General features: G+C 34.6%; 25 protein-coding genes. 3 read left to right on the forward strand and 22 right to left on the reverse strand.

The window, feature by feature from the left end; all coding sequences use genetic code 11:
• Positions 1-7: 7 nt before the first annotated feature.
• The 10 genes from prmA to gpr all read right to left on the reverse strand — a co-directional run bounded on the left by prmA (position 8) and on the right by gpr (position 11816).
• On the reverse strand, positions 8-955 hold the full coding sequence (gene prmA / locus OB_RS10135; RefSeq protein ID WP_011066363.1) for a 50S ribosomal protein L11 methyltransferase: 948 nt from the start codon (positions 953-955) through the stop codon (positions 8-10).
• Positions 956-1015: 60 nt separating this feature from the next.
• On the reverse strand, positions 1016-2143 hold the full coding sequence (dnaJ, locus tag OB_RS10140) for a molecular chaperone DnaJ (protein WP_011066364.1): 1128 nt from the start codon (positions 2141-2143) through the stop codon (positions 1016-1018).
• Between the two features lie 148 nt (positions 2144-2291).
• The gene (gene dnaK / locus OB_RS10145) at positions 2292-4130 is read right to left on the reverse strand and encodes a molecular chaperone DnaK (RefSeq protein ID WP_011066365.1); all 1839 of its coding nucleotides are present in this window, start codon (positions 4128-4130) and stop codon (positions 2292-2294) included.
• A gap of 34 nt (positions 4131-4164) precedes the next feature.
• A complete protein-coding gene (grpE, locus tag OB_RS10150) occupies positions 4165-4737 on the reverse strand; it encodes a nucleotide exchange factor GrpE (protein WP_011066366.1) in 573 nt (190 codons plus the stop codon).
• A gap of 90 nt (positions 4738-4827) precedes the next feature.
• Positions 4828-5856: a heat-inducible transcriptional repressor HrcA gene (hrcA, locus tag OB_RS10155; RefSeq protein ID WP_011066367.1), complete on the reverse strand. Its 1029-nt coding sequence runs from the start codon at positions 5854-5856 to the stop codon at positions 4828-4830.
• 85 nt (positions 5857-5941) lie between these two features.
• Entirely contained in the window at positions 5942-7117 is a 1176-nt protein-coding gene (gene hemW, locus OB_RS10160; RefSeq protein WP_011066368.1) for a radical SAM family heme chaperone HemW, read from the reverse strand.
• Between the two features lie 85 nt (positions 7118-7202).
• On the reverse strand, positions 7203-9011 hold the full coding sequence (gene lepA / locus OB_RS10165; RefSeq protein ID WP_011066369.1) for a translation elongation factor 4: 1809 nt from the start codon (positions 9009-9011) through the stop codon (positions 7203-7205).
• A gap of 132 nt (positions 9012-9143) precedes the next feature.
• Complete coding sequence (locus OB_RS10170) at positions 9144-9446, reverse strand: hypothetical protein (protein WP_011066370.1); 303 nt, start codon at positions 9444-9446, stop codon at positions 9144-9146.
• 11 nt (positions 9447-9457) lie between these two features.
• Positions 9458-10609 (reverse strand): stage II sporulation protein P, encoded by a 1152-nt coding sequence (locus OB_RS10175; protein ID WP_011066371.1) that lies wholly within the window; start codon positions 10607-10609, stop codon positions 9458-9460.
• Positions 10610-10712: 103 nt separating this feature from the next.
• Complete coding sequence (gene gpr, locus OB_RS10180; protein WP_011066372.1) at positions 10713-11816, reverse strand: GPR endopeptidase; 1104 nt, start codon at positions 11814-11816, stop codon at positions 10713-10715.
• Positions 11817-12032: 216 nt separating this feature from the next.
• On the opposite strand from gpr, the gene rpsT reads away from it, so the two are divergent.
• Positions 12033-12293: a 30S ribosomal protein S20 gene (rpsT, locus tag OB_RS10185; RefSeq protein WP_011066373.1), complete on the forward strand. Its 261-nt coding sequence runs from the start codon at positions 12033-12035 to the stop codon at positions 12291-12293.
• Positions 12294-12362: 69 nt separating this feature from the next.
• Here rpsT and holA read toward each other — a convergent pair whose 3' ends face one another.
• Positions 12363-13376 carry a DNA polymerase III subunit delta gene (holA, locus tag OB_RS10190; protein ID WP_011066374.1) on the reverse strand — a complete coding sequence of 338 codons (1014 nt, stop codon included), beginning with the start codon at positions 13374-13376 and terminating at the stop codon, positions 12363-12365.
• 327 nt (positions 13377-13703) lie between these two features.
• On the opposite strand from holA, the gene OB_RS18195 reads away from it, so the two are divergent.
• Positions 13704-13838, forward strand: coding sequence for a YqzM family protein (locus tag OB_RS18195; RefSeq protein WP_011066375.1), 135 nt, complete (start codon positions 13704-13706; stop codon positions 13836-13838).
• Between the two features lie 70 nt (positions 13839-13908).
• Here the strand turns inward: OB_RS18195 and OB_RS10200 are convergent, their stop codons facing one another.
• From OB_RS10200 to OB_RS10250, 11 genes are all read right to left on the reverse strand, one after another.
• The gene (locus tag OB_RS10200; protein ID WP_011066376.1) at positions 13909-16218 is read right to left on the reverse strand and encodes a DNA internalization-related competence protein ComEC/Rec2; all 2310 of its coding nucleotides are present in this window, start codon (positions 16216-16218) and stop codon (positions 13909-13911) included.
• 10 nt (positions 16219-16228) lie between these two features.
• A complete protein-coding gene (locus tag OB_RS10205; RefSeq protein ID WP_011066377.1) occupies positions 16229-16789 on the reverse strand; it encodes a ComE operon protein 2 in 561 nt (186 codons plus the stop codon).
• Positions 16790-16836: 47 nt separating this feature from the next.
• Positions 16837-17433, reverse strand: a complete 597-nt coding sequence (locus OB_RS10210) for a helix-hairpin-helix domain-containing protein (protein ID WP_011066378.1) — start codon at positions 17431-17433, stop codon at positions 16837-16839.
• Between the two features lie 102 nt (positions 17434-17535).
• Entirely contained in the window at positions 17536-18288 is a 753-nt protein-coding gene (locus tag OB_RS10215) for a class I SAM-dependent DNA methyltransferase (protein WP_011066379.1), read from the reverse strand.
• A 3-nt stretch (positions 18289-18291) separates the two neighbouring features.
• Positions 18292-18648, reverse strand: coding sequence for a ribosome silencing factor (gene rsfS, locus OB_RS10220; RefSeq protein ID WP_011066380.1), 357 nt, complete (start codon positions 18646-18648; stop codon positions 18292-18294).
• Entirely contained in the window at positions 18649-19221 is a 573-nt protein-coding gene (yqeK, locus tag OB_RS10225; protein ID WP_011066381.1) for a bis(5'-nucleosyl)-tetraphosphatase (symmetrical) YqeK, read from the reverse strand.
• Positions 19202-19777 carry a nicotinate-nucleotide adenylyltransferase gene (locus tag OB_RS10230; protein WP_011066382.1) on the reverse strand — a complete coding sequence of 192 codons (576 nt, stop codon included), beginning with the start codon at positions 19775-19777 and terminating at the stop codon, positions 19202-19204. The genes yqeK and OB_RS10230 overlap by 20 nt, the downstream gene beginning before the upstream one ends.
• 24 nt (positions 19778-19801) lie before the next feature.
• Complete coding sequence (gene yhbY / locus OB_RS10235; RefSeq protein ID WP_011066383.1) at positions 19802-20092, reverse strand: ribosome assembly RNA-binding protein YhbY; 291 nt, start codon at positions 20090-20092, stop codon at positions 19802-19804.
• A gap of 2 nt (positions 20093-20094) precedes the next feature.
• Positions 20095-20925, reverse strand: coding sequence for a shikimate dehydrogenase (gene aroE, locus OB_RS10240; protein ID WP_011066384.1), 831 nt, complete (start codon positions 20923-20925; stop codon positions 20095-20097).
• A gap of 19 nt (positions 20926-20944) precedes the next feature.
• On the reverse strand, positions 20945-22045 hold the full coding sequence (yqeH, locus tag OB_RS10245; RefSeq protein ID WP_011066385.1) for a ribosome biogenesis GTPase YqeH: 1101 nt from the start codon (positions 22043-22045) through the stop codon (positions 20945-20947).
• Between the two features lie 2 nt (positions 22046-22047).
• Positions 22048-22563: a YqeG family HAD IIIA-type phosphatase gene (locus OB_RS10250; RefSeq protein ID WP_011066386.1), complete on the reverse strand. Its 516-nt coding sequence runs from the start codon at positions 22561-22563 to the stop codon at positions 22048-22050.
• A gap of 375 nt (positions 22564-22938) precedes the next feature.
• Here OB_RS10250 and OB_RS10255 point away from each other — a divergent pair, with 375 nt between their 5' ends.
• Positions 22939-23079 carry a sporulation histidine kinase inhibitor Sda gene (locus tag OB_RS10255; RefSeq protein WP_017797104.1) on the forward strand — a complete coding sequence of 47 codons (141 nt, stop codon included), beginning with the start codon at positions 22939-22941 and terminating at the stop codon, positions 23077-23079.
• Positions 23080-23217: the final 138 nt, after the last annotated feature.

Raw genomic sequence — 23217 nt, forward strand, 5'->3', positions numbered from 1 at the left:
GTTTCACCTACTTTTCACTTGGCTTCTTAGCGACAATCGAAACCCAGTCTTCCATCTCGTTTAGAGATATAACTTCAAATCCTTGTTTTGTTAAATTATCTATAACAAGTTGTTTTTTGTTTTGAATTATTCCAGAAGTGATAAAATATCCGCCTGCTTTTAAATTACTCCATGCATCATCGACAAAACGTACGATAATTTCCGCTAAAATATTGGATACAATAACATCCGCCTCTTGCTGAACACCTTCTAGCAAGTTATTTTGTTTCACCTTAACAGACTCATGGATCTGATTTAACTTGGAGTTTAATTTTGTACTTTTTACAGCAATTTCATCAAGATCATAAGCATTTACTTTATCTGCACCTAATTTGGCAGCTGCAATACTTAAAACCCCTGATCCACAACCTACATCCATTACTAAATCTCCTGGTTTCACATACGCCTCTAATCCTTGAATACTAAGGACTGTAGTTGGATGTGTGCCAGTACCAAAAGCCATACCTGGATCTAATTCGATAATCAATTCATCACTAGATACTGGTGTATACTCTTCCCATGTAGGAGTAATTGTGATTCGATTTGATATTTTAACTGGTTTATAATATTTCTTCCAAGCCGTTGCCCATTCTTCTTCATGAACCTCACTCAACGAGACTTCATTCTTACCTAAGTCAATATCATAAATCAACAATTGATTAATAGCAGACTTTATTTCTTCAACTGTTTCTCCTAAAAAACTATTCATAGGAAGATATGCTTTAATACGTACTCCCTCTTCAGGGTATAGCGCCGGGTCAAGATCATAAAGTTCCCCAAATTCAGCTTTCTCCACCCTCTCGAGATCTAATGGATCCTCAATAACAAGACCACTTGCACCTGTTTCATGTAAAATATTCGAAATTGGTTCAATCGCCTCGTTTGTTGTATGAATACTTATCTCTGACCATTTCATTTGTGGTTACCACCCGTCTAATGGAAAAATATCTATGTAAACGGCGCAAAATTTGCGCCGTTATTCTCCTTTAAAAGCTCTACGAAATCGTTGGAAAATATTATCATCTTGTTCATCTGTTGATTCATTTCCTCCAAGTTCATTAAACTCTCGGAGTAAATCTTTTTGTTTTTCTGAAAGGTTTGTAGGTGTCATCACTTTGATCTTAATATGCTGATCGCCATGGCCTCTGCCACGTACATTTGGTGCACCTTTTCCTTTGATTCTGAAAGTTTTTCCAGTTTGTGTTCCAGCTGGTACTTTGACTTTTACTTTTCCATGTACTGTAGGAACTTCTAATTCATCTCCCAATGCAGCCTGAGCATAGGTTAGAGGCAATTCACAGAAAATATGATCCCCTTCACGTACGAAGAAATCATGTGGTCTAACCTTAATTACCACAAATAAATCTCCTGCTGGTCCACCATTTTTTCCAGATTCCCCTTTGCCTGCCACTCTAATTTGTTGACCTTCGTCAATTCCGGCTGGAATGGAGATATGGATTTTCTTATTCTTTTGTACTGTTCCTGAGCCACCACAAGTATTACATTTATCAGGTATAATTTTACCAGTTCCTTGACAATAGTTACATACTCTGCGATTCACAACACGTCCAAATGGCGTATTTTGTTCTTGGTTTAATTGACCAGATCCATGACAATGCGAACATGTTTCGGGTTTTGTTCCTGGTTTTGCACCTGATCCATTACATGTATCACAAGATTCCTCTTTTGGAATTTCAATATCGGTCTCTTTACCAAATACCGCTTCTTCAAAGTCTAAAATCATTGTATATTGTAAATCATTACCTTGTTGCGGAGCATTGGGATCACGAGAACGACCTCCACCCCCAAAGAACATATCAAATATATCTCCGAAGCCTCCAAAGTCTTGTGCTCCACCGCCAAATCCTCCGAAGCCTTGGCTTTGTGGTCCTGAATGTCCAAATTGATCATATTGAGCACGCTTTTGGTCATCGCTAAGTACTTCGTAAGCTTCTTTTACTTCTTTAAACTTTTCTGCTGCATCCGCTTCTTTATTCACGTCTGGATGGTACTTACGAGCTAATTTACGATAGTTTTTCTTTATTTCATCTTGAGATGCAGATTTATCAATCCCTAGAATCTCATAATAATCTCTTTTGCCCATCTTACATCACTCTCCCGACACACTTATAGCATAAGTTTTATCTTATCATCAACTATTTGTCTAAAGCAAATAGTTATTTCCATATATCCTTAAAAAAGCCAAAGTCAAGAAAATCCTGACTTTGACTTTTCATTTATTTCATCAGCTATTATTTTTTATCATCATCGTCTACTTCAGAATAATCAGCATCTACAACATCATCGTCCTGGTTTCCACTTTCTTCACCTTGCTCGCCAGAAGCTTGTTGAGCTTCTTGTTGAACTTGTTCATAAAGCTTTGCAGACAATTGTTGAACATGCTCTTCTAAAGCATCTTTTTTCGCTTTCACTTGTTCCATATCACCAGACTCAAGCGCTTGTTTTAATTCATCTTTAGCAGATTCTGCTTTTTGTTTATCTTCTTCAGATACTTTATCATCTAAATCTTTGATTGTTTTATCTGTTGTAAAGATAAGTTGATCTGCTTCATTTCTTAAATCTACTTCTTCACGACGTTGTTTATCTGCATCTGCATTTTCTTCTGCTTCTTTTACCATACGGTCCACTTCATCATCAGAAAGGCCAGAAGAAGATTTAATTGTAATGGATTGTTCTTTATTCGTACCAAGATCTTTTGCACGCACGTTAACAATACCATTAGCATCAATATCAAAGCTTACTTCAATTTGCGGCATACCACGTGGTGCTGGTGGTATATCAGTTAATTGGAAACGTCCAAGCGTTTTATTGTCTGAAGCCATTTCACGTTCACCTTGAAGGACGTGAATATCAACAGCTGTTTGATTATCAGCTGCAGTAGAGAAAGTTTGAGACGCACTAGTTGGAATAGTTGTATTACGTTCAATTAACTTAGTAGTTACTGCTCCCATTGTTTCGATACCTAATGATAATGGTGTTACATCAAGTAGTAAAACATCTTTTACATCTCCTTGAAGAACTCCACCTTGAATTGCAGCCCCAAGTGCTACAACCTCATCTGGATTTACACCTTTTGAAGGGTCTTGACCTAATTCTTTTTTAATCGCTTCTTGTACAGCTGGGATACGAGTAGAACCACCGACAAGAATTACTTTATCAATATCGCTCTTGGATAAGCTTGCATCACTTAATGCTTTACGCGTTGGTTGCATCGTACGCTCAACTAAATCTGAAGACAGCTCGTCAAATTTCGCGCGAGACATTGTCATCTCTAGGTGTAATGGACCAGCATCTCCTGCTGTAATAAATGGTAATGAGATTTGAGTTTGTGTCACACCAGATAAATCTTTCTTCGCTTTTTCTGCAGCATCTTTCAAGCGCTGTGTTGCCATTTTATCTTGAGAAAGATCAATTGCATTTTCTTTCTTAAATTCTTGTACCATATGATCGATGATTACTTGGTCAAAATCATCTCCACCTAGACGATTATCACCTGCAGTAGATACTACTTCAAACGTACCATCGCCAATATCAAGAATAGAAACGTCAAATGTACCGCCACCAAGGTCATAAACAAGAATTGTTTGATCTTGATCTTCTTTGTCAATACCATATGCTAGTGCTGCTGCAGTAGGTTCGTTAATAATACGTTCTACTTCTAGTCCAGCAATTTTACCTGCATCTTTTGTAGCTTGACGCTCTGCATCATTAAAGTAAGCAGGTACTGTGATTACAGCTTTTTCTACTTTTTCGCCGATGTAATCCTCTGCATACGACTTAATGTATTGAAGAATAATCGCAGAAACCTCTTGAGGAGTGTATTCTTTTTCTTCAATTTTCACTTTATAATCTGTTCCCATATGACGCTTAATAGATTGAATGGTATTTGGATTTGTAATTGCTTGTCGTTTAGCTACTTCACCAACTTGGCGTTCACCATTTTTAAAAGCGACTACGGATGGTGACGTACGGTTACCTTCCGGATTCGGAATAACAACAGCTTCGCCGCCTTCCATTACTGATACACATGAATTTGTAGTTCCTAAGTCAATTCCAATAATTTTACTCATTGTTTGTTTCCTCCTTAACTGCAATAACTTTCGATTATTTATTCACTTTTACCATCGCAGGGCGAATAACACGATCTTTAAGCTGGTATCCTTTTTGTAATTCCTCTACAACTGTATTGGAATCCATATTTTCATCTTCAATTTGCATTACAGCGTGATGAAGATTCGGGTCAAATACCTCACCCTCCGTTTTAATTGGTTCAACACCCTGAGATGTTAGAGCTTCTTGTAGTTGGCGATACACCATCATTATTCCATCAATAATGCTTTTGTTTTCTTCTGTAACTTCAACCTGTAAAGCTCGTTCAAAGTTATCAATAGCTGGTAAAAGTTCTGTAATAAGATCTTGTGATTTATACTTACGATCCGCTTCTCTTTCTTTTAGCGTTCTTCGTTTGTAATTATCAAATTCTGCTTGAAGACGTACTAAACGATTGTAAGTTTCATCTTTTTCTTGTTGTAATTTAGCTATTTCATCATTTTCAACAGCTTCTTCTTGAGGTTGTTCTGTTTCATTCTCCTCTGGCTGTTCACCAGAATCATTTACATCAATTATTTCTTGTTCATTTTCTGGTTCAGAAGTTGTTTGATTATCTTTTTCGTTCAATTTTAGTGGCACCTCGCTTTCAATTTCCATCATTGACTATATCATGATTGCACTATTTAGAAAACCAAGACGTTCTATTAAGAACTTAAGTTAAGAATCTCCCTTATACCACCTATCTAACGTGTTGGTCATTTCATCGGAAATTCCCTTCATTAATGAAATTACTTTTTTGTATTCCATTCTTGTTGGCCCTAATAATGCAATTGTACCCATAAGATTATCTCCTACATGATAAGATGCAGTTATGAGACTTAAATCTTTAATCGCCTCAACTTTATTTTCATTACCAATCGATACTTTAATACCTTGATGCGTATTTTTCAAGAGATTTGCTATTTCATCTTCTTGTTCGATTAAGGCATAAAATGATCGAATTTTATCTACATCGTTAAACTCAGGCTGCATTAAGATGTTTGATTTCCCACCGAAATACAACTTAACTGGGTGTTCGTTCATAAAGAATGCTCGAAGTAAATCAAAGGAAGCTTCAAAATCATCCATATAACGATGCATTAGTTGTGCGACTTCAGTAGAAATAACTTCTCCTAATCGAATAATCGGCACGCCTTTTAAACGATCATTTAAAATGTTCACTAACTTCTCTAAATCTGAAGAAGCTATACCTTCAGGTAGGGCAAACGAACGGTGCTCTACATGACCTGTACTGGTTACTAGAATTGCTACAGCGGTATGATCGGATAATGTTAGTACTTGAATTTGTTTTAACGTAGCTTCAAACATTTCTGGCCCTAAGATTATCGAAGTGTAATTTGTTAGTTCAGATAATACTTCTGCAGTCATTTGTACTACTTGTTCAAATTCAAAAAACTCTCCGTCAGTATACTTACGTAATATTCCCGCTTCGTGTTGATTCATAGGACCTATAAGGTGGTCTACATAATAACGATAACCCTTTTCTGAAGGAATTCTACCTGATGAAGTATGGGTTTTTTCAAGAAAACCTAAATCCTCTAGGTCAGCCATTTCATTCCGGATAGTTGCTGCACTATACGGAAGGTATTCGCTTTTTGATAATGCACGAGACCCAATGGGATGTGCAGTTTCAATAAAATCATCAATAATGACTTGTAAAATGATCAGTTGCCTTTCAGTTAACATGATGATCACCTCTGTTAGCACTCTTGATTATTGAGTGCTAATTCTATAAATAAATTATCAAATCCCTTTTTCTTTGTCAAACAGTTTAGCTTTCCAATTGAATAATTTTATCACCAGCAGATTGTAGCATTAAGAATTTGGAAAATACTTGATCCCCCAATAGCATTCCTCTATCCGTTAAACGGTAATTCCCATCTATCAATCTTAGTAAACCTTGTTCTAATAAATCCTGTAATTCTTTTTCATACAATTGCTCAAGAGATACCCCGTATTTTTGCTCAAACATCTTCTTATCAATTCCAGATGTTTTACGTAGTTGCAAAAATAGCTCTTCTTCAATTTGATCTTTTTTAGTGATTTCTTCGATTTCGTCAATTGCACTTCCTTCTTCTTTAGCAGCACGCATATATGTACCAAGTGGCTTACTATTGGAAGTACGCTTACCTGGAATGTATCCATGCGCACCTGCACCAAAACCGTAATAATAATCATTATTCCAATAAGTAAGATTATGTTTACTTTCATATCCTGGTTTTGCAAAATTACTTATTTCATACTGCCTTATGCCACGTTTTTTCATCTCGTGTTGTAATATCCGATACATTTCCACTTCTGCATCTTCTGGAGGGCGCTGTAGCTGACCTTTATTCTGCTTATGGAAAAACACTGTCTTCGGTTCAATTTGCAATGCATAGGTTGAATAATGTGGTAATCCAAATTGAAGCGCATCGTGTAATGTTTTTTCAAAGTGTTCTACTGTTTGGTTTGGTAATGCATAGATTAAATCGAGACTAATATTTCGAAAATCATTTTTGGTTAATAAGTCTACTGTTTCATAGACGTCTTTTACACAATGCATTCTTCCAATTTTTCGTAGCATGTCATCGTCCATTACTTGTACACCAAATGAAACTCTGTTAACCCCATACGAAGAAAGTAGCTGAGCTTTTTCATGATCGATGTCACCGGGATTTATTTCAATCGTAAACTCTTTACAAGATTCTAAATTAAATTTTCTACCTAAAAAATTAAATAGTTTTTTGAGTTGTTGTATATTTAAAGCGGTAGGTGTACCTCCACCCATATAAATGGTATCCACATGAACATTATATCCAATTACAGTGCAATCTATCTCATGGATTAGCGCTTCAATATAATCGTCAGCTTTGTTTTCCATATAAAAATATTTAACAAAATTGCAGTAATGACATATTTGTTTACAAAATGGAATGTGTATATATACTGCTTTTATTGAATCCAAAATTAATCGACCCTTCTAATAAAAAGGAAAACTGATAGATATTACTCTATCAGTCCCCCCTCTATCTATTTATACAAGTTTCTTTTTAGTTATCATCCATCTTCAGTACTGCCATAAATGCCTCTTGTGGTACTTCTACGGAACCAACCATTTTCATGCGTTTCTTTCCTTCTTTTTGTTTTTCTAATAATTTACGCTTACGAGTTATGTCTCCACCATAGAGTTTAGCAGTAACGTCTTTACGCACCGCTTTAATATTTGATCGTGCTACTATTTTATTGCCTATCGCAGCTTGTACTGGTACTTCAAATTGTTGTCTTGGGATTAACTCCTTTAATTTCTCTACAATTTGTTTTCCGCGCTCATATGCAAAATCACGATGGACAACAAAAGATAATGCATCTATTGTATCTCCATTTAATAAAATATCCATCTTAACTAAGTTCGATTGTTGATAGCCAATTAATTCATAGTCAAATGACGCATATCCTTTTGTATTAGATTTTAGTTGATCAAAGAAATCAAATACTATTTCAGATAATGGTATATGGTAAACGACATTTACTCGAATGTCATCCAAGTATTGCATATCAATAAAATTACCACGTTTTTTCTGTGAAATCTCCATAACTGGACCAACATACTCATTTGGAACCATTATAGTCGCTTCAACATAAGGTTCACGTATTTGTTCTACAACTTGAGGATCAGGCATTTCTGATGGATTATCGATATTTAATACTTCTCCATCTGTTTTTTCAACCTCAAATATAACACTTGGAGCTGTTGTAATTAAATTGATACCGAATTCACGCTCTATTCGTTCTTGAATGATTTCCATATGCAAAAGACCTAAGAAACCACAGCGATATCCAAAACCTAATGCCTGTGAAGTTTCTGGCTCATACTGTAATGACGAATCATTTAATTCAAGTCGTTCTAAAGCTTCTCTTAAGTCATTATAATCATTGGTATCGACTGGATACATACCACAAAACACCATAGGATTTAATCTTCGATAACCCGGTAAAGCTTCATTTGCTTTTCGATTTGCATGAGTGATCGTATCCCCGACACGAGAATCTCCTACATTCTTTATAGAAGCTGTTAAATAACCAACATCTCCTACGTGTAATTCTTTTTTCACCACCGTTTTAGGAGTGAATACTCCAACTTCATTAACTTCAAATTCTTTACCAGTCGCCATCATTTGAATCTTATCGCCAACTTTTATAGAACCTTCTTTCACACACACATAAGCGATAACACCACGATACGAATCATATAAAGAATCAAAAATTAAAGCTTTTAACGGTGCTTCACCATCACCAGCTGGTTCTGGTACAACCTCTGTAATACGCTCTAAAATTTCTTCAATACCAATATTTGCTTTTGCAGAAGCTAATATTACATCGTCACCATCAATTCCTAGTACATCTTCTAGTTCTTTTTTGACTTTTTCAGTATCTGCACTAGGCAAATCAATTTTATTAATAACAGGAATAATCTCAAGATCATTTTCCATCGCTAAATACACATTGGCTAATGTCTGAGCTTCGATTCCTTGAGCAGCATCAACTACTAAAATCGCTCCTTCACAAGCAGCTAAACTTCGTGAGACTTCATATGTAAAGTCGACATGTCCTGGTGTATCTATTAAATGAAAAATGAAATCTTCACCCTTATTACTTGTATAAGCTAGTTGAACTGCGTTTAATTTAATTGTAATTCCACGTTCGCGTTCTAAATCCATTCCGTCTAATAGTTGATCTTTCATTTCACGTTTTGTTACTGTTTTTGTATTTTCAAGTATTCGATCAGCTAAAGTAGACTTCCCATGATCTATATGAGCGATAATCGAAAAATTCCTGACGTTTCTTTTTTTGTTCGCCATTTCATGCACACTCCTATTTTTAATCCTACACGTTTCTATATATACTATATTAAAATAAGACGTCAATTACTAGGATGATTATAGCAATTGACGCCTTGAGATTCAATTGTTAACTAAAACAAAATAGGTTTATCAAAAAAAGATTTTCGAGATTTCATACATAATCCCAACAATAATATCAAATACTTTTTTAACCGTAGCTTCTAATACCGATGCTGTTTTATTAGTTAAGGAATATTGGCCCTCTTCGATTTCATATACGTTTGCTTCTTGTTCCATTGATGGTTGTTGAGATACAGGCGTAGCTGGTTCTTCTATAGCAGGTGTCGTTTCAGTAGTTTCTATTGTTGATGCTTGTTCATCTTTTTGCATTCCAAATACAAACCCTGATAAGAAAAATATAACCATAATCAACAATATTATTAAACCACGCATATTACTACCTCCTAAGGATTGGAAACTTCTTCTGCATCCCAATAATATTCACTAAATACTTCAGCTAACGCATCAGCGGATCGATAAAGTTCTTCCATCGTGTTGTCTACTCCCCCAAATTCAACTAATAGTGCATTACCAGAAACATCTTGATTATATACACCATTTCCATTTGATCCATCTTTTGGATAAATACCTCTACTTAATCCAGGATATTTTTCTTCAATAAGTGCATTTAACTCTGTAGCAGTTTTCATATTTTCTTCGTAATTTTCATGTGCTGTTCCAACTACAAAAATCAGTTTGGCATAGCTTTCGCCTTCAATTTCTATAGTTGTTTTATCCCTACGTAACGCATCACGATGTAAGTCAAATACATACTGAATATCTTTATTTCCAGAAAATGCTGTTTCTACTGCTTCTCGAGATACTTCATAGGACTGGTGATATTTTTTCCCTTGTTCATTTAGTTGTTGACCAAAATCTGTATTATCGACATAAGTACCAATACCTTTTCGTTCTAAAGATTGTCCTAGTCGTTCACTGACTTTAGAAATATTAATCTCGGCATGCATCGCAGAGTTAGGATCTTCCACACCTGGCAAATGTGGTAAAAACGATTCTCGATTATGTGTTGTATAGAGAAACACAACATCTCGATCACCAGTAGTTTGCTCTATATCTTCTTCTGGAGGAAGCTCTTCATCAACGTCATCTTCTACAACAGCTTCTCTATCCTTCAACACTTCTTCCAAAGGAGGATTAGATTCAATAGGAAAACTTGTAAAATGATTATCACCGCTTGCCATTAGAATTTGACTATCATATATGGAAAAACCAGGTAATTCATTCCCTAATAGACTCCTTGGATCACTTGGTTGTAAATTAGTTGTCAGCTGAAAAAATATAGATGATAACTTTGGCAATTCTTCATCATCGGGGAAGGAACTCTTGTATGCTCGATTTTCCATACCTAACATATTATAAAAAACCAATTCATCTATATTTCTTGTCCAATCAGACAATATTGTTGAAGAAAAACGATAAGCCGGTTGAACTGTAGTTAAGATACTAATCATTAAAAATAATACAAGTACGCTTGCTAGGTATAGTCCACTTCTCCTTGAAAAGACTTGTATAAAGGGCTTGATGTTTTTTTTCATAAGAATACACGACTCCACCTTTCATCCGACTCTTAGTATAATCTATGAGAGGGACTTAAAAAGTAGAACCGTGTAATTATAAAAAATAGAGTATTTAATAGAGCTAACGAGAATAGTTTGCAAAGTTGTCAACATCAACCTTTTCATGTAATGCAGCATTTATACCATTAGCTAGAACCTCTGCCATGTCGATCATAAATCCATCTACTTCTTTTGGAGTTACCATTAAATTATGCCCCAACGGCGTAAGAACCTCTGTGATAAGTTTTCGTTTTTCTTCATCTGATAGCTCTCCTACAATTCCTAAAACCGTCTTTCTTTTTTCCATATTCGGCAAATCTTCATCTGTTAATTTTCTATTTCCAAACGACATTCCTGCAGGAGTTAAAGATTTAGATGGGTCATCTTTTTCTTTCCATTCTCTACCAAAATGTTTTAAAACATAGTCAATCGTATCGCTTGTTATCGTAACTGCGTCAACAACAGTAGGTACGCCAATAGCGATTACGGGAATACCTAATGTTTTTTTGCTGATTTCTTTTCGTTTATTCCCAACTCCAGAACCAGGATGAATGCCCGTATCGGAAAGTTGAATCGTTTCATTTACCCGATTAATAGAGCGAGAAGCTAATGCATCAACAGCTATTACAAGATCAGGTTTATATTTTTCAACGATCCCAAATATAATGTCACTTGTTTCTATACCGGTTACTCCCATAACCCCCGGAGTAACAGCAGCAACATCACGGTAGCCTTGCGCTACAGTCTCGTATTGTAATCGAAACAGATGACTGGTTACTAATACTTTCTCTACAGTCATTGGCCCTAAAGCATCCGGGGTAACATTCCAATTTCCTAACCCAACAACTAAACAAGTACTTTCTTTAGTAACGTTATTTTTTCTCATTAGGTCTTCTAGTTCTTTTGCTAGTACCTGGGCTGCTTGTCCTTGACGATCCGTATCTTGTTTTTTTACTCCATCAGCATATATGGTTACATAGGAACCTGGTTTTTTTCCAAGCAGTTTTTCTCCCTCTTCATCAATATCTACATAGGATACCTTAATATCTTTAACCGATCTTTCTTTAAATGTTACTCCTTTTATCTCTTTATCATTTGTTTCTTCAGGTTTTGATTCTGTGTACATATCCTTCGCTTCAATTGCTAAGTCAGTACGAACCTGGAAAGGGATTTGTTGTTCTTCCATATTCTCATCCTTTCAAATTATAATTCCATTCTTAGAATGAGCCGTTTTAATAAATTCATACTTTATTTTATCTTGAACAAGCAACAATTCTATTGAAAACCGACGTTAGCTTTGGTACAATACTTGTTGTCCTGATGAGAAAAGGAGAACTTAAAATAGAAGTATTTGAATAATCGAATCTGGAACTATAGAAAGCTTTTGTAGGAGGTGAATGAAATGGCAAATATTAAATCTGCAATTAAACGTGTAGAAGTTAACGAGAAAAAACGTGTTTCTAATAGCAAACAACTTTCTGCAATGCGTACAGAAGTTAAGCGTGTAGAAAAAGCAGTAGAAGCAAACGATACAGATAATGCGAAGTCTCTTTTCCAATCTGCATCAAAACACATTGATAAAGCAGCTCAAAAAGGTATCATCCACCAAAACGCTGCTAACCGTCAAAAATCTCGTTTAGCTAACAAAATAAACGCATTATAATACTATTAGGATAAAGATCTCCTTTTAGAAAAAAAAGCCGAATGAACCTTGGAGTTCATTCGGCTTTATTTATGCAACTATTAATTCCATAAGTAATAGTTCAAACGCTAAACTTTTTTCCATCTTTCCTTGTTTCATTACACTATCCGTTTCAGCTAGTCGCTGGATTATCTGTTCTAATTTATCCTGTGAAATATTTTTTTCTCTTGACATTGCAATTTTAATAACATATGGATGAGCACCAATTTGTTTTTGCATTTGGAACTGTGTATATCCCTTTTGCTTCATTAATTTTACCCGAAGGATCATTCTGAACTGATAAGATAATAATCCGATCATTGCAATAGGATCTTCATTCATCTTTTCTAAATCTTTATAAATTCTCATTGCTCGCTGAATTTCTCCATGCATAACTGCATCTACCATTGCTAATGAGGTGCTTGTTGGAGTGTGAGAAATCAATCGTTGAGCATCTTCCTCACTGACATGTCCACCCTCTCCAACGTATAACGCCATTTTCTCTATTTCACTCTGTAATAGCTGAATATTAGTCGTAACTTCTGCTTCTAGCATATCTTTAGCTTTTGCATCCATTGTTATATTGTTTTTTGATATGATTGATTCTAGCCATTTTCTTGCATCCTGTTCTCTAATTTCCTGGCAGTCCACAAGTTGAGAATTATTTTTAAGTTGTTTTGTTATCTTTTTGCGTTCATCTAATTTTTCGTAAGGAGCAATAATTAATAAAACTGTATAATCTGGAGGATTTTGAACATACTCTTCTAAATAAGAAGTATTATGTTCAAAAGAAAGCTTGTCCGGTCTTGCTTTTAAAAATGATGCATTGGTAGCTATAATCAGTTTTTTTTCTTCAAAAAAAGGGAATGTCTCTGCATCTGTAAGAACTTCTTGAATCGGCATTTCATTTAAATCGTATAACGATAAATTACTTGTATCACCATTTAATACTTGTTTAATCAGAGCCTGTTTCAGTTCTTCTAAAAAATATGACTCCGTCCCAAATGCAAGGTAAACAGGTTGAACGGACTTCTTAATATCATTTACTATATTCGTTATTGACATTTCATTCACACACCTATGTATATTATATCAATATGTTAAAATGGAATGAAATGAATAGCAAGTGATATTTTATTTATTAGGAGGAGAAAAATATATTTGCATTGGATGTCTTCTCCCCCTAGCTCATCTATATTAAACGCCATAGGAAAAGCTCTAGAAACTATCCCTATTGACGATGTTTTTTACTTATCGTTAGGTTTTCCGATAATAGTAAAAGTATAGATGTTAACTCTTGCTAAAATTGGCTTTCATATGTGTTGTCTAATGAGGTAGATTTTTTAAAGTAATTCATTTATACTTAAATTGTGATAATAGGAGGGGTACAAGTTGAACGAGTTTGAAAAAGATGTGCAGTATAAAGGTAATGATGTAGTTGATTCAATTAAAGGTTTTACTTTTTCATTTTTATTCTTCTTTTTGATCTTTGCTATTGGCGTAGTAATTAGTTTTATCGGTCAATAATTGAAGAATGAATTACAAAAAGGAAGGGATTATAGCATCTCTTCTTTTTTATTTTCTTTACAAAGATAGTTTATGGCAAATGTATTAAAAATGTTCCTTGATTATTTGAAAAAAAATATTGGATGGCACCATGCATATCTGTACGTAGAATATCAATGCTTTTTGATTCCATTGTTTCAATTACTTCAACCGCGGGATGACCATATCGATTATTTCTACCTACCGATATCAATCCAAAATCAGGATCTATTTTTTCAATAAATTCACTATCACTGGACGTATCACTTCCATGATGAGCAATTTTTAGAATATCGATATTCATTTCTGGATGATTATTTAATAATGACTTTTCTACTCCGCTTCCTATATCTCCAGTAAAAAGCCATTTGCCCCCTAAATCAGCATACATTACTAATGAATTATCATTTACCGTCTGATGATCACTAGTTGGAGAAAGAACATAAAAATTAGTAAAATCGGCTTTGATTATCTGCCCTGCTTCAATTCTTTTAATAATTTGCTTTGGAAATAAAGACTGAATATCATTGATTATCTGATCATCAAAAAATGAACTGACCAAAATTGTATCAACGGTTACTTCTTCTAAAATATACTCCAGACTTCCAATATGATCCAAGTCTTCATGTGTCAATATAATTGCATCCAAATGCGTTATCCCCCTGGAATAAAAATAAGGACGTAATATTTGTTTATATACACCTCTATTTGCCTCCATACTTTCAAAATCAAAGGTTGATCCTGCATCCAATAAAATTGTGTCTTGTCTGTACGGAGTCTCAATTAAGATGGCATCTCCTTGTCCAATGTCAAACATTGTAACAATTCCTTCGTCACTTACATATGGTTTCAATGCTCCAATGATTACAGGTAGGCAAAAAAGTACTCCTGATAAAAATGCCATCTTCATTCTTTTTAGCTCTAGTTCATACATAAATCGAAAGAAAAAAATATAATAAGCAAATACCGCCGCAATAGATAACCCGCTCATAAGCAAAGGAAATGACAAATAAGTGTCAACCCATACTAGAAAAGCTACTACGATAGAATGAATCCATTGAAAAGAATTATCTAAAATGAGAAGCAAATGCTTTGGAAAGAAAGAAAATAACGTAGCAATATACATAAATGGTATGACCAAAAAGGTGAAGTAAGGAATAATAATGACATTGAGTAGAATCGATAGTGGTTGAAAAATATAAAAATAATGTAATTGTAGTGGGAGGATAGCCATTTGAGATACAAAACTGATCTGGACTATATTCCATAGAGTTGAGGTTGAATGAGTTATCCATTTGGCGGATAGAAGAATGCCAAAGGTGACCGCAAAGGAAAATTGAAATCCCAGTTCATATATAACGTAAGGATCAAAAAGAATTAATGACATAAATACAAAACTAAATATATCTATATACAGAAATTTCTTTTTAAACTTTTGTACGATAAGCAATATCGTAATCATCCAAACTGCTCTCCAAACCGAAGGCTCCCCGCCGGCTAATATCCCATAAAAAGGTAAAAATAAAATTAAAAGCGTTTGCGCCCTTTCTTTTGTAACAATATTTCCTTTTACTAGTAATAAGAACACAATTGTAATTATTAAAGTGATATTTGATCCTGAGATTGCAATGATATGAGATAAACTCCATCGTTGAAATAATTCTTCCGTAGGTTCATCCATCATAGAATCATCACCAAATACAATAGAGGTTAACCATGTAACAGTTTCATCACTCCACCTTCCTTTCACGTAATCAATAAGTTGATGGCGTAACAAATATATATGACTTAATGGTTTCGGATTTGTACAGTGTAGTTGGTCTACATCTTCCATAATGATTTGATAGTGAATATCTTTTTGAAGAAGAAATTGTTGATAATTAAATTGGGCAGGGTTAGTACTCGATGGTGGTTTTTCTATAGATTCGTGAGAGGTATAAATTGTACATGTGGCACCATGTAATAATTCGTTATTCTTAACGAATAATGCTTGTGATCGTGGAGATTGGTCAAAAAAGTACATAACCAAAAAGTTAACATTCGATTCAGATTGTGATCCATCCAACTGAAATTGCATATAGTCTTCTGTTATGACGACCGATCCATTAATGCTACCAGTTAATGGTGACGATTGGTGTTGGAAGTCTTCCTTCTCGACCCCTTCTTCAACCTCAGGGATATAGAATATAAAAAAACAGAAAGAAATTATTGAAATTATAAAAGGTAAAGTGGGTAATCCCTTACGCGTCTTTAACCAAATTAACCAAAGAATAATTAACAGCGGCAGCCATTCTGCTCTAGTAATAACAAAAAGAATAGCTGCCCCTGTTGTTATCGCAGCATAATACCAATACCCTTTCATCGATATGTACCTACTTAAATAGGCGCTCTGCTTTTTCTTTAATACGGGAGATTTCCGTATCATTCCCTGATACTTCATCAATTTTAGCAATTATCTCTTGAATAAATTGTGCTTTTTCTTCCACATTTACATCAATTGATAACTGATGGAGCGGGACTTTAACTGTTTTAACTCCTGCTTCAGTAAATAATTCCATTGCATATGGATGATTATGATAGTCTTCAGCATAATAAACAGTTCTTATCCCACTTTGAATTAATTGCTTGGTGCATTGTAAACAAGGGAAATGAGTAACGTACACGTCTGCACCTTCAGTTGGCACGCCAAATTTAGCACATTGCAATAACGCATTTGCTTCTGCATGAACTGTACGGACACAATGGCCGTCAATGACATAACAACCTTCATCTGTGCAATGTACACTTCCAGTAACGCTACCATTATATCCTCCAGCTATAATTCGCTTATCCCGTACAATAGTAGCTCCTACTTCAAGTCTTGTACAAGTACTTCTTAGTGATAGTAAATGGCTTTGCGCCATAAAATATTGATCCCATGAAATTCTCTCCATCTCAGACTCGTCTCCTTTTATTACACTGCTATAAAAGCTTTTTCTCTCTATGGAATTTGAATATAATCTCTTAATGATTCAATGGTTTTTTCGCCAATACCAGAAATATTTAATAAGTCCTCTAATTCACGAAACAATCCATTTTCCTCACGGTATTGAAAAATTGTTTCTGCCTTACTTGGGCCGATACCCGGTAATTGTTCTATTTCTTGGACTGATGCGTAATTTATTCGTATTTTATCATTTGAATCATTAATGCCTGAACTTATATTAGTTTCTTGTTCACCTTGCTCTGGAACTGCAATAATCATTTCATCTTGTACAAGTTGAGCTAAATTAACTTGAGATTGATCAGCATTCTTACTAAATCCACCAGCTAATTCAATCACATCGTGAATACGATCATCTTGTTCAACTGTGTAGACTCCAGGGCTTTGAACTGCACCTTTTACATCCACAACTAAAGATTGTTCATTATCCACTGTTGATTCAGAATTAGTATCATCTTGAAATAGTTCATCGGTATCCTTTGTATCGATAGGGAGTTCTGCAGAGGAATCTTGCTTTTTAGTAAATACCACAAAGAAGAAAACAGCTAATCCTGCAAGCAAGAAAAACGAGGATTTTTTCAGAAGATTTAACAACAGAATTTCACCTCCTTCTGAAACTGACCTTATAAGATATATATCAATTCGACAAATATCTCATTTCTCCTTCTTTAACTACCTTCATTAAAAACATAAAAGTTATCCATTTTTTTTAGCCAAAAAGAAGATTCTTTCCCCTTCTTGAATATGATTTTTGCTTTCAAAGGAAAAATCAGCGAAAACTTCGATATTATTGAATCCTGAATTACCAAGTAATTTTTTATAATATTCAACTGAAAATGTCCGTTGGTGATGTGTTTCAGTATAACGTTCATATTTCCCCGATTGATTCTCTTCAAAGAGGGTTAATTCATGGAACATCTCTCCCTCTTGATCACTTGGTTGGCAGTACCAAATATAAGCAGCCGTTTCTGTTACATCCGCAAACGTATTATTCATATAGTTTTCTTCAACATTTTGCAAACTGTGAACGTCAAAAAGAAATAGTCCATTATTATTTAGTGAACGGTATACTGAATCAAAGAAATCAGTTAAATCGCTAGGATTTACAATATAATTTACAACATCACAACAGCTGATAGCCATATCCATATATGGAATATTACTTAATTTAGTTATATCTTGTTGTAACCAATTAATAGAAAGAGAAGGATCTGACTCTTTTTTTGCAAGTTCTAGCATGTCGTTAGATACATCAATTCCTGTTATATCATAGCCTTGAACAGCAAGTTTTCTTGTAATTACTCCCGTACCACATCCAAAGTCCACAATCGACTTAATTTGACGGTCCGTATTTGATCCAATCACCTCTTGAATAACTGCTACCCAATCATCATATGGTGCATCGACCATTAACCGATCATAAAGAGTGGCCATTTTACTATATACCATACATTAGCGTTCCTGTCCTAAATGTAGCGGGATTTGATTTGCATCTCCCCATAGTTTTTCCAAGTTATAATAGTAGCGTTCATCTTTATGGAAAACGTGGCATACTATATCTCCAATATCAACTAACACCCAGCGAGCCTGATCAAATCCTTCTATTCGTTTTATACTTAACCCTTTTTCTTCAACCGTTTCTTTAACAGCTCGAGCAATTGCCTGAACTTGTCGCTCATTACTTCCATGACAAATTAGAAAATAGTCTGCAACTAGAGATACCTCATTCATATCTAATGCAACAATATTTTCTGCACGTTTATCATCACATGCTTCTGCAACATGTTTTATCAACTCTTGTTTATCCATTTAAATTCCTCCATTAATTTGATTTCGCAAGTCATTATAGGCATGAATGCTATCAGGATATATCGTATTATTCTTCGATATTAAATACATCGTCGTATTCTTAGCTGCCATCCAACAAGCTTTAGTCAAATCTTCTTGTGCTAACTTACGGACTTCTTCCACTCCAGGGAATTGTCTGCCTGGTTCAATATAATCTGCTAAAAAGATAATTTTTTCTAACTGAGACATATTTGCTCTGCCAGTCGTGTGATATTTTATTGCATTTAGTACATCTGTGGTCTCTACCCCATATTTTTCTTTTATAATATGCGACGCTACCGGTCCATGCCATAATTCATGATGATAATTTAACAAGTCATTAGGGAGATCGGTTTCTATAATAATCTGCTTCATTGTCGATTGATTATAGTACTTTGCATAATCATGAAAAATAGCCGCTAGTTCCGCATTACGAATAGACTCATTAAATCGTTTGGATAACTCAACAGCAGTATCCACGACTCTTAGAGTATGTGCAAATCTATGCTCTGTTAACTGAGCTTGCACATCTTGTTTAATTACGTCCAAATCCATATAACTGATGCTCCCTCACATATTGCATAACAGAATCGGGTAGTAGATATCGAATCCACTCCCTATTTTGTAATCTTTCACGTAAAATTGTAGAGGATAATTGGATAGTAGGAATATCTACAAAATCAACAGGATAAGATGTTTGCAATGAATAGCCCGGACGGCTCACACCAATAAATGTTATCATTTCCAATAATTCATCTATCCGATGCCATTTAGGTAAAAACTCCACCATATCTCCGCCAATAATAAAATAGAAAGTATGAGAAGGATACAAGTCTGTTAATTCCTGGATCGTATCATACGTATATGATTTCCCTTCCCTTTTTAATTCCATATCATTTAACTTAAAAGACGGATGACTATCAATTGCTAATTGTATCATCGATGTCCGATGGTCTGCACTTGTAGTCGTGTCCTCCTTATGAGGAGGTGTATTCGTAGGAATAAACCAGATCTCATCTAATTCTTTAGCTCTTCTAACTTCTTCCGCTATCAATAAATGACCCAGATGCGGAGGGTCAAAAGTGCCACCAAGGATACCTATTTCCCTCAATATTAATCACCTTCTGTAATTCTGTTATGGTAACCTAATCTGTTTATTTTCAACTGACTCTTTATATAATACGATATTATTCCCAATTACTTGTACAAGCTCAGCATTAGCTGAAGTCGAGATTTGCTCAGCAACTACGTCCTTGTCCTCCATGCAATTTTGAAGAACACTAACTTTAATTAACTCTCTTTTTTCGAGCGCTTCCTCTATTTGTATAACCATATTATCATTAACCCCATCTTTCCCGACTTGAAAAATAGGTTTAAGTTGATTTGCTTGAGCTCGTAAAAATCTTCTTTGTTTTCCTGTTAGCATTATTATCTTCCTTTCAATATTTGTTCGATTTGCATATCCATTCCGGATACATTGACATTTGTTCCTGTCCATATTTCAAAAGCTGCTTGTGCTTGATATAACAACATAGTGTGTCCATGGTGAATATAGGGAGTGCGTTGTTTTGCTAATTGCAGAAAATGGGTTTCTAACGGTTGATATACGATATCACTAACAACCGTATCTTCATTAATCCTGTCTAATATAATAATCGAGCGTGGTTCATTCATTCCAACGGCAGACGTTTGAATAACTAAATCAAATTGATGTAACTCTTCTGCAGCTTCTTCCAAACTGATTGCTAAAGCTTGTTTATTTGTTCCAATTATTGATTCAGCTCGGCTTAAAGTCCGGTTAGCAATTTTAATATTATTATAGCCTTCATTTACTAGGGCATGGAAAATACCACGCGCCGCTCCACCAGCTCCAAGGATTAATACACGCTTATTCGTTACTCCCTTTAAGAAAGGATATGCTGCATATAAAGATCGTAAATAACCTATACCATCTGTATTATATCCAATCCATTTCCCGTCTCTAATAGATACCGTATTTACTGCCCCCATTAAATTTGCTGTATCATCAACTTCATCTAAGAATTGCATAATCTTTTGTTTATAAGGTACCGTAACATTAAAACCCGTCAAGACAGATTTTTTGAGTGTTGTTACATTATCTTCAAAGCTTTCTTCCGGGCTTATTTCAAAAAGTTCATACGTACCTTCAAGATTTGAACGTTTTAGAAATTCATTATGAATCCATGGTGACATTGAATGTTCTATTGGATAACCAATCAATTTTAAAGATAACGTCAACGTTCTCCCCTCCCACATCTTAAATAAGTGACTTGCGTACAGTAATAGAAATGCCTTTCCAAGTATGAGCTTGTACAGTTGCTCCTTTTCCTTGCACACTGATCCACCCTAATCCCGGAAATACAATATCCGTTTTCTCATCATTTAATTTAAACGTTTTACCCACAAATTCAGGTAGATTATTCACTGATTCAGAATCTGGGGGCGACAATAACGCTCCTAAATGATCTTCATAAAGCGCATCTGCTTTTTCCAGTTTCGTTCGATGAATGGATAACTCGTTAGAAAAATAGCATACAAATGACTGTTTTTCCCCTTTTAGAAAATCTAAACGAGCTAAACCTCCTATAAATAAGGTTTGTTGATCCTGTAATTGATACACTCTTGCTTTAATCTCTTTATTAGGTGTAATTGTCTTTAAATCTTTATCTGAAACGTAATGAGCCATTTGCTGTTTATTTACAATTCCAGGTGTATCTACTAAAACATTACGTTCATCCAAAGGAATTTCAATAAAGCCTAATGTTGTCCCTGGAAAATATGAAGTAGTAATCGCATTTGCTTCCCCTGTTGATTGTTCAATCAACTTATTTATAAATGTAGACTTACCAACATTTGTTGTACCAACAATAAATACATCCTTTTTACCTCTATATGTCTCGATTAATTGTTTTAGTGAATCAATCCCCGTTCCTTTTTTTGAAGAAATAAACGCAATATCTTTTACTTTTATTCCTAACTGACTAGCTTCCCGTTGCAACCAATTTTTCAGCTTATTTACATTCGTTGACTTTGGAAGAAGATCTAATTTATTACCAACGAGAAGTATTGGATTGGCACCCGTAATTCTTGGTAAACTTTTTAATAATGTTCCGTCCACATCGAAAATATCGATAAGATGTACGATTAATCCATCTGTATCACGAATAGAACTTACCATTTGTAAAAAATCATCATCCGATATATTTACATCTTGAATCTCATTATAATGTTTTAAACGAAAGCATCGTTTACACAATACTATTTCCTTATTTAAAGAACTTGGCGGCGCATAACCTACTTCAGATTCCTCAGAAGTTTGTATCTCTGCTCCACAGCCTTGGCAAATCAATTGCTCCAAAATTATTCCTCCCAGCTTATTTTTCCTTTACGACGCATATAATTCAGAATTCTGCGTTCGATCGTACGGTTTATTCTTGTAATTTTCCCATCGGTCTCTACAATAGGTACAACTAATACAGTATAAAATCCTGCAAAATTTCCTCCTAAAACATCTGTTAAAAGTTGATCCCCTACAACCACGATTTCCTCCTTAGATAACTCCATTTCTTTAGCTACTGTTTTAAATGCTTTACTCAATGGTTTTCTTGCACTATAAACAAACGGGGTTTCTAAAGGCTCAGAAAATACTTGTACTCTCTCTTGGTTATTATTTGAAATTATCGTTACTTTAATATCATTTTCACGCATTTCTTGAAACCATCTAACAACCTCAGGAGTAGCATCCTTAACATCCCAAGCAACTAAGGTATTGTCTAAATCAGTTATGATCCCTTTAATACCACGTTTTTTTAATGTTGAAGGTTGCAAGTCAAATATACTTTTCACATGTTCATTTGGTAAAAATCTAGATAACATCTTCACACCTCATGTTCTTCCATCTTATCACTAATGCAATATCTCATTATAACTAATCCTATTACATCTTACTAGGTTTTTTAAAGCAATAACCATAATAAAACTATAATTGTATGCAGATTAATTGGAATTCATCACTTCATTGTCAATATAATCAGAAGAATCGTTCGACAAATTACTACTAATATCGATTCTGTGGATAACTTTACTAACATTATAAAAGTTTATATAACGGATATTACAGAAGTTATTTATATCTTTATACACAAGTTATCTACATACTGATGTAGATAACTTCAACCTTGTCCAACGTGAAATTACGTGTTAAATTATTAATAACTTTAAGACAGATGAAGGGTAGGAGGAGGCTGTATTATGGAAAATTTATCAGATGAATTACTGCTTGAATCCTATTATACAGCATGCGAATTACAGTTAAGTCCTGACTTTCTTTCTTTATTTGAAGAGGAAATTCATAAACGTTGTCTTTCTCACAAAATCAAAAATACTGTTTAATTTTGTCTAAAACAAGCAAGCGATCTTCAAATTTCACTTTTGAAGGTCCTTTTTTTTGACTTTTTTTTGAAATTTGAGGCTGTTTTTTCCTATTTAATATAAAAAGTTAAAGCTAGTTTTTTTGCATACTTTATACAT

The organism is Oceanobacillus iheyensis HTE831 (genome assembly GCF_000011245.1).
Lineage (GTDB): Bacteria > Bacillota > Bacilli > Bacillales > Amphibacillaceae > Oceanobacillus > Oceanobacillus iheyensis.

What these genes read in the sequence shown, in the direction of transcription:
- rsfS (WP_011066380.1), bottom strand. Translation starts at nt 18,648, where the DNA reads ATGGATAAACAAGAGTTGATAAAACATGTTGCAGAAGCATGTGATGAT.
- OB_RS10205 (WP_011066377.1), bottom strand. Translation starts at nt 16,789, where the DNA reads ATGGAGAGAATTTCATGGGATCAATATTTTATGGCGCAAAGCCATTTA.
- hrcA (WP_011066367.1), bottom strand. Translation starts at nt 5,856, where the DNA reads ATGTTAACTGAAAGGCAACTGATCATTTTACAAGTCATTATTGATGAT.
- yqeK (WP_011066381.1), bottom strand. Translation starts at nt 19,221, where the DNA reads ATGGATTTGGACGTAATTAAACAAGATGTGCAAGCTCAGTTAACAGAG.
- OB_RS10170 (WP_011066370.1), bottom strand. Translation starts at nt 9,446, where the DNA reads ATGCGTGGTTTAATAATATTGTTGATTATGGTTATATTTTTCTTATCA.
- gpr (WP_011066372.1), bottom strand. Translation starts at nt 11,816, where the DNA reads ATGGAAGAACAACAAATCCCTTTCCAGGTTCGTACTGACTTAGCAATT.
- dnaK (WP_011066365.1), bottom strand. Translation starts at nt 4,130, where the DNA reads ATGAGTAAAATTATTGGAATTGACTTAGGAACTACAAATTCATGTGTA.
- OB_RS10255 (WP_017797104.1), top strand. Translation starts at nt 22,939, where the DNA reads ATGGAAAATTTATCAGATGAATTACTGCTTGAATCCTATTATACAGCA.
- holA (WP_011066374.1), bottom strand. Translation starts at nt 13,376, where the DNA reads ATGTCAATAACGAATATAGTAAATGATATTAAGAAGTCCGTTCAACCT.
- OB_RS10250 (WP_011066386.1), bottom strand. Translation starts at nt 22,563, where the DNA reads ATGTTATCTAGATTTTTACCAAATGAACATGTGAAAAGTATATTTGAC.
- OB_RS10175 (WP_011066371.1), bottom strand. Translation starts at nt 10,609, where the DNA reads ATGAAAAAAAACATCAAGCCCTTTATACAAGTCTTTTCAAGGAGAAGT.
- rpsT (WP_011066373.1), top strand. Translation starts at nt 12,033, where the DNA reads ATGGCAAATATTAAATCTGCAATTAAACGTGTAGAAGTTAACGAGAAA.
- prmA (WP_011066363.1), bottom strand. Translation starts at nt 955, where the DNA reads ATGAAATGGTCAGAGATAAGTATTCATACAACAAACGAGGCGATTGAA.
- dnaJ (WP_011066364.1), bottom strand. Translation starts at nt 2,143, where the DNA reads ATGGGCAAAAGAGATTATTATGAGATTCTAGGGATTGATAAATCTGCA.
- yhbY (WP_011066383.1), bottom strand. Translation starts at nt 20,092, where the DNA reads ATGCTAACAGGAAAACAAAGAAGATTTTTACGAGCTCAAGCAAATCAA.
- lepA (WP_011066369.1), bottom strand. Translation starts at nt 9,011, where the DNA reads ATGGCGAACAAAAAAAGAAACGTCAGGAATTTTTCGATTATCGCTCAT.
- OB_RS10215 (WP_011066379.1), bottom strand. Translation starts at nt 18,288, where the DNA reads ATGGTATATAGTAAAATGGCCACTCTTTATGATCGGTTAATGGTCGAT.
- OB_RS10200 (WP_011066376.1), bottom strand. Translation starts at nt 16,218, where the DNA reads ATGAAAGGGTATTGGTATTATGCTGCGATAACAACAGGGGCAGCTATT.